Here is an 8,713-nt window from a genome sequence, read left to right as displayed (position 1 = left end):
TACGGACGGGATAAGCGCTGAAAGCATCTAAGCGTGAAGCCCCCCTCAAGATGAGATTTCCCAATTAGTAAGACCCCTTGAAGACGACGAGGTTGATAGGTTCGGGGTGGAAGCACAGCAATGTGTGTAGCTGACGAATACTAATCGGTCGAGGGCTTATCCTACTGCTAAGGATGATTCAACAGTTACTTTCGTATCCAGTTTTCAGGGCGCAATTTTTTTCTCCGGATGGACAAGCTTCGTCTGAAGAATATCAGTTGCACATGGCATTTGGCTATGTCATTTCCTGACCTTGTTAGCGACCCCGAGCGCTGCAAGCGACATTTTCGGGGACATGTGGCGGTGTAGCTCAGCTGGCTAGAGCGTACGGTTCATACCCGTGAGGTCGGGGGTTCGATCCCCTTCGCCGCTACCATATGGAGGATTAGCTCAGCTGGGAGAGCATCTGCCTTACAAGCAGAGGGTCGGCGGTTCGATCCCGTCATCCTCCACCATCAATACACCCCAAAAAAGTGAAGCTAAGCTTTGTAGCTTATACCGATTACTTTCCGGGGACCCCATATTAGCTTGGAGCTGTGGTGTAGAGGCCTAACATGCCTGCCTGTCACGCAGGAGACCGCGGGTTCGAATCCCGTCAGCTCCGCCATTTTTTGAATAAGGTAAGGCTCGGTAGCTCAGTCGGTAGAGCAGAGGACTGAAAATCCTCGTGTCGGCGGTTCGATTCCGTCCCGAGCCACCACTTTTTCTAAGCAACATGGAGGATTAGCGAAGTGGCCAAACGCGGGAGACTGTAAATCTCTTCCTTCGGGTTCGGTGGTTCAAATCCATCATCCTCCACCACTTTCTTTTTTGAGAGCCATTAGCTCAGTTGGTAGAGCACCTGACTTTTAATCAGGGTGTCGTAGGTTCGAGTCCTACATGGCTCACCAGTTTTTTTACGAAAACTGAACAATTCATCGAACAGAGAGAGCATTCTCTCTTTTTTTATTTGTATGGCCCCTCTTGAAGGGGCTTTTTTATTTGTCAGTTGATTATACTTGAAACTTATGGAGCGAAAGTCTATTATTATTCTATAAAGTGGAATATTTCTTCAATTTGAGGAGTGTATGAAATGTCCAAGCTTAAAGGTTTCTCCGAAGGTGCCAATACCTTATTAGTGATATCCAGCATCTACGAATCGCTGACCAAGACAGAGAAGAAAATCGCGGATGTCATTCGCAAGGATGCGGAAGCGGTCGTATATGTGACATTAACAGACTTAGCCGAGATGGCAGGAGTGGGGGAAACCTCGGTTTTGCGCTTATGCCGCAAAATCGGTTTTAAGGGCTATCAAGAATTCAAGCTGGCGTTGGCTCAAGATTTGGTCGTTCCGATTAAAAATGTGCATAGTCAAATTGATGAATCTGATAATCTTCATGATATCGCAGCTAAAATAACGGCGGAAAATACGAAGTCAATCGAAAATACACTTAATCTTCTCGACATGGAACAGATGGAGAAGGCAATCGATGCGATTGGAAAGTCGAAGAAGCTGTACTTCTTCGGGGTAGGATCGTCGGCCAATACCGCTATGGATGGCAAGTACCGTTTTATGAGACTGGGGTATAATACCGAGGTCGTAACTGACCCGCATATTATGGCGATGAATGCTATTCTGATGGAAGAAGGCGATGTATTGTTTGCCGTATCAACTTCCGGCAGTACGAAGGATATTGTGGACGCCGTCAAAATTGCGAAGCAAAAATCGGTCTTCTTTATTTGTCTAACCAGCCATCTGCGCTCACCTCTGACGCAATATGCGGATGTGGTGCTGCTCTCCAAGTCCCGGGAGACTCCGCTGCAGGGCGGCGCATTCTCGTCCAAGCTATCGCAAATTCACGTCCTTGATATTCTGACTACAGCAACGGCAATCCGTTACCGGACGAAGGCATATGATGCTTTGGAGAAAACCTCAATGGCTGTTGTTCATAAAATTTATTAAAAAGATTGTAATGGAGTAATTCTCCGTACTATAATATGAATGTGAAAAATTTATCCATGCGTACCTTTGGGCGTATGGATTTTTTATTAACGAACAGGAGTGAGCACATCTTATGAACAAGATTGTATACGTACCTTTGGATGAAAGACCTTGCAATTATGATTACCCGCTTTACTTGGCAGGAATGACAGATCTTCAAATGGCTGTGCCCAGCCGGTCTATGCTCGGTGATAAGAAACAACCTGCAAATACTGAGGCTGTAGCCCAGTGGCTGGTTAAGGAAGCAGACGACGCAGACTATGCGTTGGTCAGTATCGATATGCTTCTCTATGGGGGCATTGTACCTTCCAGGCTTCATCAATTAGACCTGGCAGAGCTGGAGCGACGAATGAGTGTATTGCGAGTTATTAAGTCAGCTAATCCGTCCTTAAAGCTGTATGCCTTCCATCTCATTACAAGAGCGCCTGCTTATTCGAGCAGTGAGGAAGAGCCTGATTATTACGCTGATTACGGCCGGGAGCTATATGAATATGGATGGCTGATGGATAAGCGCAAGCGAGATGGATTGGATCAAGCCGAAGAGGAACGGTTAACGCATATCGAAAATACGGTGCCGAGCACTATATTTGATGATTTCTTAGGCAGACGGACAGTGAATAAGCAGTTGAATCAGCACTCTGTATCACTTGTAGATGAAGGCGTTATCGATTATCTGGTTATTCCGTTAGATGATAATTCCTTATACGGTTATACATCATCGGAGCAGCGGAGCCTCGTGCATCTCATTCAGCATAGCAATCTGCTTGACCGGATAGCGGTATACCCTGGCGCGGATGAGATCGGATGTACGATGTTCAGCCGCATTTTTTGCGAGATTCATCAGTATGAGCCTTTAATCCACATCAGATACTCATCGACGCTTGGTCCTGCCATTGTGCCTAAGTATGAGGACCGCAGCTTGAATGAGAGCATCAAGCATCACATTACAGCATCGGGCGCATACGTAGCGGATGGATTCGAAGCTCCAGATATCTTTTTGATGGTCCATTCGCCTGCGGCTAGCGGAGTATCTGTAGCCGAGACGACGGATCGTTATGACGCGCGTCATCATTCCTACTTCTCTGAAGTCAATATACGTGAATTCGCAAGCGCAATAGAAAGATACGCACGCCTTGGCAAAGTAATGGTACTAGGAGATGTGGCTTTGTGCAATGGCGGTGATGACATTCTGATGAAGCTGCTCGCGAAAAAGGGGCTATTAGACAAGCTGGACGGATATGCGGCATGGAATACATCCGGCAATGCGCTTGGTACGGTCATCTCCCATGCGATCATTACAGCCTACAACCGTGCGCAAGCTCAGCTCGATCCGCAGAAGGAAGCGGCTAGCCGTATGTATTATTACTACCGGCTGATTGAGGACTGGGGTTATCAGTCTGTCGTACGCCAGTATATTACCGATGAGCTTCTGCCAGGGCTGAAGGCCTCTTACTTCCAAATCGAACATGTACAGGACAAAGTAGAGGAGATGATTGAACAACAGCTGCAGCACTTTGCGAATGATTATATCCCGTATGATGGAGCGCTAACGATATCGAAGGTAACCACGCCTTGGAAGCGGATGTTCGAAATCGGATTCTTGCTGGAGAGCGAGCAGAGCTAATGGCGTTATCCTTCTGCAAAATGGAGTTCCTCTATTCAATTTTGGAGAATTCCTCCCAAAAGTAAAAATAAAGTGGAAATATCCTTTACAATGCAACTGACCCGGAGGTATAATAACTCCAGGAACTTCATCATTACTTCATACTTAGGGGGATTGAGAGAATTATGTTGAAGAGAAAATGGGTCACGACGACGCTTGCCTTGATTCTGACCGCAGCACTCGTCGCATGCGGGAATGGCAATAGCAATGGCAGCCCTTCCAGCACAGACAAAGGCAATAACGGCTCATCCGGCAAAAAGACAGAGGTTAGCTTCTGGTATCTATGGGGCGGCGTTGAAGGGGAGTATGTAGAGGAACTGATCTCCGAGTTCAATGCTAGCCAAGAGCAATATGAAGTGAAGGGCTTGTCCGTACCGGATATGCAGAAGATCATCGTAGCCATCTCCAGCGGAGAGGGCCCGGATGTAACGGATAACTTCAGCAATAACACTGCTTCCTATGTGGAGAAAGGCATGCTGGAATCGCTTGACGAATATATCGAGCGGGACAATTACGATATCTCTGACTTCGTGCCAGCGGCGCTGGATTCGGGCCGATACGACGGAAAGCTGTATGCGCTTCCGATTAACGTAAACTTTAACATGATGTTCTACAACAAGGCGCTTCTGGCAGCGGCCGGTTATGACGGACCGCCTCAGACAGAAGAAGAGTTGCTTGAATACGCGATTAAAACAACCGAGACGAATGCCGACGGCACAATCAAAGTGATGGGCTTCCCAGACTTCCCGAACGTGTATTACACGAACAGCATGGCCTTTGCCATGGGTGGGGACTTCATCTCGGAAGACGGCAAGACGCTGACTCCCGATAACGAAGGGATGAAGAAAGGGATCGAATTGATGCAGGCTTACCGCAAGCAATTCGGCGCCGATAATGTCCTGAAGTTCAACTCGTCCGCGAAGTATCTGGATGCGACCGATCCGTTCATACAAGGCAATCAAGCGATCCGCTTCGACGGACCATGGTTCGGCCATACGGTGAAGAATGTGCTGAAGAAGGATATCGACTATGGCGTAGCTCCATATCCAGCGCCAGCCGGCAAGCCTGAGCTGGCTGGCGGCGGCGAAGTAAGCGCATCGACCTTCTTTATCCCAAGCAATGCGAAGAATAAGGACGGCGCATGGGCATTCATGAGCTGGCTGATGTCGAAGGACAACATGGTGAAATTCAACGACAAGTTCGCCAATCTGCCTGCCAGAACTTCGGCGTATGACGACCCGGCGCTGCAAGACATTCCGGATTTCCAAGCTTTCGCAGAGGCAGCCAAAAATCCGAATTTGAAGTCATTCCCAACCTTCGGCGAACAAGGCTCTTACGGCAAAGTCATTACGGATGAATTCGAGCTTGCCGTGAACTTCAAGAAGACTGCAGAAGAAGCAATGAAGACAATGAAAGACAAGTCCGCCAATCTGCTGAAATAAGGAATCGTGAAGTCAGCTTACGTGTACCGCTTTGCCGGAAGGTGAGGCGGTACAGCATTTATGTTGGGGAAAGTAGACTTCAGGGGGAGCAACCATGAAGAAAAAAACTTGGATCGGGTTAGCATTCGCGAGTCCCTGGCTATTAGGCTTTCTCGCTTTTACGCTGTATCCGTTATTGGCATCATTCTATTACAGCTTTACGAGCTTCAATATTTTTCAATCGCCTGAATTTGTAGGATTCGATAACTACAAGGAGCTTATGGGTGACGATCTATTCTGGAAAAGTGTGAAGAATACGCTGTACCTGACGGTAGTAAGCACGCCGATCAACTTGTTTTTCTCCTTACTAGTGGCACTATTGCTTAATACGAAAATTAGAGGTTTGTCGATATACCGCACGGTGTATTATATCCCGACGATCGTGCCGCTCGCAGCAACATCGCTGCTGTGGATGTGGATTTTGAATCCGCAATACGGCCTGCTCAATGACTTGCTCAGTATGGTTGGACTGCCAGGACCGAACTGGCTCGCAGATCCGAGCTTAAGCAAATTCTCGCTGGTGATGATGGGGCTATGGGCTTCGGGCAATGTGATGATTATCTTCCTGGCTTCCTTGCAGGAGGTTCCGCAATCACTGTATGAATCGTCCCAGATCGACGGAGCGAACAAGTGGCGCCAATTCTGGAGCATCACGATACCAACCATATCACCGATCATTTTGTTTCAGCTGATTATGCAAGTGATCAACAATCTGCAATATTTCACACAAGCTTATTTCGTTGTATCGAGCAGCGCACTCAATCTGCCGGGCAGCGGCGGACCTGAGAATTCGCTCTTGATGTATGCGATGTACCTGTACCACAATGCCTTTATTTACTTCAAAATGGGCAAAGCTTCCGCTATGGCATGGATCTTGTTCATCATAGCTGGCATTATTACATGGCTCATCTTCCGTTCTTCGAAAAAATGGGTCACCTACGGAGGCGAATAAGATGAGGACAATCAAACTTAAAAAAAGCCTGCCCGTCCATAGCATTCTGGTCGTGATCGGGATTGCCTTCCTGGCGCCGTTCATCTGGATGCTGCTGACATCGCTTAAGTCGCTGGAGGAAATATCGACCTTCCCGTTAACGATATGGCCAGAGGCGTTCCAATGGAGCAACTACAAGGATGTATTCGAGATCATCCCGTTTGCAAAATACTTCTTGAACACATTGCTCGTTACGCTCGCGAGTGTTGTAGGACAATTGTTCGCTGCGCCGCTTGTGGCCTATTCCATTACAAAGATTGAGTGGAGCGGGCGCAAGTGGATCTTCCCGATTGTGATTGCGACCATGCTGCTGCCATTCCAGGTAACGATGATTCCGATCTATATGATCTTCAAGGATCTTGGATTGACCGGCAGCTACTGGCCGCTCATTATCCCGACATTCACGGGAGCGCCGCTTTATATTTTCTTGCTTAGACAGTTCTTTATGTCCATCCCGGATACCATTATCCAGGCAGCGCGCATTGATGGCGCATCCGAGTCACGTATCTATGTGACGATGATTCTTCCGCTTTGTCGTCCGGCTCTTGCAGCCGTCGCGATCTTCACGTTCCTGTATACATGGTCTGACTTTATGGGGCCGCTGCTGTATCTGAACAATGCGGATATGTACACGCTAACGCTGGGCTTGCAAGCTTTCTTGGCTGAGCATTACACGGAGTGGGGATTGTTGATGGCGGCTTCGGCTCTGTTCACCCTGCCTCTGATCATTATGTTCTTTTTTGCACAAAAGCAATTTATCGAAGGTATTACTTTGACAGGAATCAAAGGCTGATGTTTCCGTACGTAAGGAGTGTAACCTATATGAATAAGGACCTAATACAAGCTCTGAGTGGCGGGTTAATCGTCTCCTGTCAGGCATATGCAGGGGAGCCGCTGTACGGCTCCGATACGATGGCGAAGCTGGCTGTCGCTGCCCGGGAGGGCGGGGCAGTCGGCATACGCGCCAATTCGCCGGCGGATATTGCAGCGATTAAGGAATCTCTCGCACTTCCGATCATCGGGATATGGAAGGCACGCTATGACGATTCGCAGGTTTATATTACCCCAACCTACAAAGAAGCGATTGCCGTTGCCGAGGCGGGTGCTGATATCATTGCGATTGACGCAACATCACGCCGACGGCCGGGAGGGGAAAGTCTCGCTGACATTGTTAAGTTGCTACGATCTGAGTATCCGCATTGCTTGTTAATGGCGGATGTTTCTACGCTCGATGAAGGCTTGCAGGCGGAAGTAATGGGGTTCGATATCATTTCCACGACACTATCGGGGTATACGGAATATTCGCCTCAACAGAAAGAACCGGATTTCAACCTGGTCGAAGAGCTGGCGCGACGGGCAACAATACCGGTCTTCGCCGAAGGCAGAATCCAGTCGCCAGAACAAGCTTGCCAATGTCTGCTGCTTGGCGCGCACGCAGTCGTGATCGGCAGCGCCATCACGCGGCCAGAGGCGATTACAAAGAAATTCGTAGACGGGCTCACCCAAAGACCCGAGCTTGTCGGAAAGGAATGAAGCAGATGCGTTCCGCAGTAGGAATCGATCTGGGAGGCACGAATATCAAATGGGGCATCGTCGCAGAAGATGGTGAGGTGCTGCTGGAGGGACTCGTGCCTACCGAATCGGAGCGGGGACCGGATGAGCTGCTGAACAAGCTGTCCGCTATTGCGGAGCAGGCGGTGCAGTCTTCTACGGATTTGAATATAGCGCTGGATAGCGTGGGCATCGGTACCGCGGGCCAAGTCCAACGTGCAAGCGGCATCGTAATGGGCGCAACGGCAACCCTGCCCGGATGGGCGGGTATGCCGCTTGGTGAGCGTATCGGCAGAGAGACAGGACTTCCCGTCGTGGTCGACAACGATGTTAATATGATTGCGATTGGAGAAGCCTGGATAGGAGCGGGACAGGAATGGGAAGACTTCCTGTGCGTAGCGCTTGGCACCGGAGTAGGCGGCTGCTGGGTTAGCGACCGCCGTGTCTATGGCGGAAGAGAAGGCTATGCCGGCGAGTTCGGTCATATGATCGTCTCCATGGGCGGCCGCGAATGCAGCTGCGGCAATCGGGGCTGCTGGGAGTCTTATGCATCCGTGACGGGGCTGAAGAAGCTGGCTTATGAGGAATGGACGGGCGGCCCTTGGGAAGAACCCGAGACGCTGTTCCAATATGCAAGAGAAGGCAACATCAGAGCGTTATCCATCGTGACTCAATATTGCGAATATGTAGCGGCCGGTCTGACCGGTCTCATCCATATCTACAATCCATCAGCTATCGTTCTGGGCGGAGCCATTGTGGCTGGACAGGGTACATTCTTGCTTGAGCGAATTCAGACGCTGTTGAACCGACAAGTCATGCCCGTGTATCAGCAGCCCGAGCCAGTGGCTGTCGTCGCTGCACAGCTGGGACGACATGCCGGAGTAGTTGGGGCTGCTCTAGCCGCCTTGAAGCGATAACCGTTAGTTCGTATCCTCATACGGATCTATGCCTGAGAATCAGTATTGGCTTCATGATAGATACATCCGAATTTTCTAGCTGGATCGAAC

The 8,713-nt window shown here is 49.3% G+C and carries 7 protein-coding genes, 6 tRNA genes and 1 rRNA gene; all 14 read left to right on the top strand.

The genetic code is table 11. The features are described 5' to 3' along the window. Positions 1 to 164: ribosomal RNA gene (locus D3P07_RS26410) — 23S ribosomal RNA — on the top strand; the annotation flags it as partial. Positions 165 to 338: 174 nt separating this feature from the next. Further along, positions 339 to 415: transfer RNA gene (locus D3P07_RS26405), tRNA-Met, on the top strand. A 3-nt stretch (positions 416 to 418) separates the two neighbouring features. Beyond that, a tRNA-Val gene (locus D3P07_RS26400) sits at positions 419 to 494 on the top strand. A 75-nt stretch (positions 495 to 569) separates the two neighbouring features. Then, positions 570 to 646, top strand: a tRNA-Asp gene (locus tag D3P07_RS26395). Positions 647 to 663: 17 nt separating this feature from the next. Next, positions 664 to 739: transfer RNA gene (locus D3P07_RS26390), tRNA-Phe, on the top strand. A 17-nt stretch (positions 740 to 756) separates the two neighbouring features. Next, positions 757 to 840: transfer RNA gene (locus tag D3P07_RS26385), tRNA-Tyr, on the top strand. A gap of 13 nt (positions 841 to 853) precedes the next feature. Further along, positions 854 to 929, top strand: a tRNA-Lys gene (locus D3P07_RS26380). Between the two features lie 182 nt (positions 930 to 1,111). Next, complete coding sequence (locus tag D3P07_RS26375) at positions 1,112 to 1,981, top strand: MurR/RpiR family transcriptional regulator (RefSeq protein WP_119803975.1); 870 nt, start codon at positions 1,112 to 1,114, stop codon at positions 1,979 to 1,981. 112 nt (positions 1,982 to 2,093) lie between these two features. Next, positions 2,094 to 3,644 carry a DUF4127 family protein gene (locus D3P07_RS26370; protein ID WP_119803973.1) on the top strand — a complete coding sequence of 517 codons (1,551 nt, stop codon included), beginning with the start codon at positions 2,094 to 2,096 and terminating at the stop codon, positions 3,642 to 3,644. A 164-nt stretch (positions 3,645 to 3,808) separates the two neighbouring features. After that, a complete protein-coding gene (locus tag D3P07_RS26365; RefSeq protein ID WP_119803971.1) occupies positions 3,809 to 5,125 on the top strand; it encodes an ABC transporter substrate-binding protein in 1,317 nt (438 codons plus the stop codon). A gap of 94 nt (positions 5,126 to 5,219) precedes the next feature. Beyond that, a complete protein-coding gene (locus D3P07_RS26360; RefSeq protein ID WP_119803969.1) occupies positions 5,220 to 6,116 on the top strand; it encodes a carbohydrate ABC transporter permease in 897 nt (298 codons plus the stop codon). A 1-nt stretch (position 6,117) separates the two neighbouring features. Then, on the top strand, positions 6,118 to 6,948 hold the full coding sequence (locus tag D3P07_RS26355) for a carbohydrate ABC transporter permease (protein WP_119803967.1): 831 nt from the start codon (positions 6,118 to 6,120) through the stop codon (positions 6,946 to 6,948). 29 nt (positions 6,949 to 6,977) lie between these two features. Next, on the top strand, positions 6,978 to 7,688 hold the full coding sequence (locus tag D3P07_RS26350) for an N-acetylmannosamine-6-phosphate 2-epimerase (RefSeq protein WP_119803965.1): 711 nt from the start codon (positions 6,978 to 6,980) through the stop codon (positions 7,686 to 7,688). Between the two features lie 5 nt (positions 7,689 to 7,693). Further along, entirely contained in the window at positions 7,694 to 8,623 is a 930-nt protein-coding gene (locus tag D3P07_RS26345) for an ROK family protein (protein WP_182914521.1), read from the top strand. The last annotated feature ends 90 nt before the right edge of the window (positions 8,624 to 8,713 follow it).

The organism is Paenibacillus sp. 1011MAR3C5, assembly GCF_003591485.1.
Classification (GTDB): domain Bacteria; phylum Bacillota; class Bacilli; order Paenibacillales; family Paenibacillaceae; genus Pristimantibacillus.
Note: the sequence above shows the minus strand (reverse complement) of the source record. Positions and strands in the feature narration are given on the sequence as shown.

Bases quoted from the DNA above. Each gene is read 5' to 3' on its own strand.
- D3P07_RS26370 (WP_119803973.1), top strand. From the start codon at position 2,094: ATGAACAAGATTGTATACGTACCTTTGGATGAAAGACCTTGCAATTAT.
- D3P07_RS26350 (WP_119803965.1), top strand. From the start codon at position 6,978: ATGAATAAGGACCTAATACAAGCTCTGAGTGGCGGGTTAATCGTCTCC.
- D3P07_RS26355 (WP_119803967.1), top strand. From the start codon at position 6,118: ATGAGGACAATCAAACTTAAAAAAAGCCTGCCCGTCCATAGCATTCTG.
- D3P07_RS26360 (WP_119803969.1), top strand. From the start codon at position 5,220: ATGAAGAAAAAAACTTGGATCGGGTTAGCATTCGCGAGTCCCTGGCTA.
- D3P07_RS26345 (WP_182914521.1), top strand. From the start codon at position 7,694: ATGCGTTCCGCAGTAGGAATCGATCTGGGAGGCACGAATATCAAATGG.
- D3P07_RS26365 (WP_119803971.1), top strand. From the start codon at position 3,809: ATGTTGAAGAGAAAATGGGTCACGACGACGCTTGCCTTGATTCTGACC.
- D3P07_RS26375 (WP_119803975.1), top strand. From the start codon at position 1,112: ATGTCCAAGCTTAAAGGTTTCTCCGAAGGTGCCAATACCTTATTAGTG.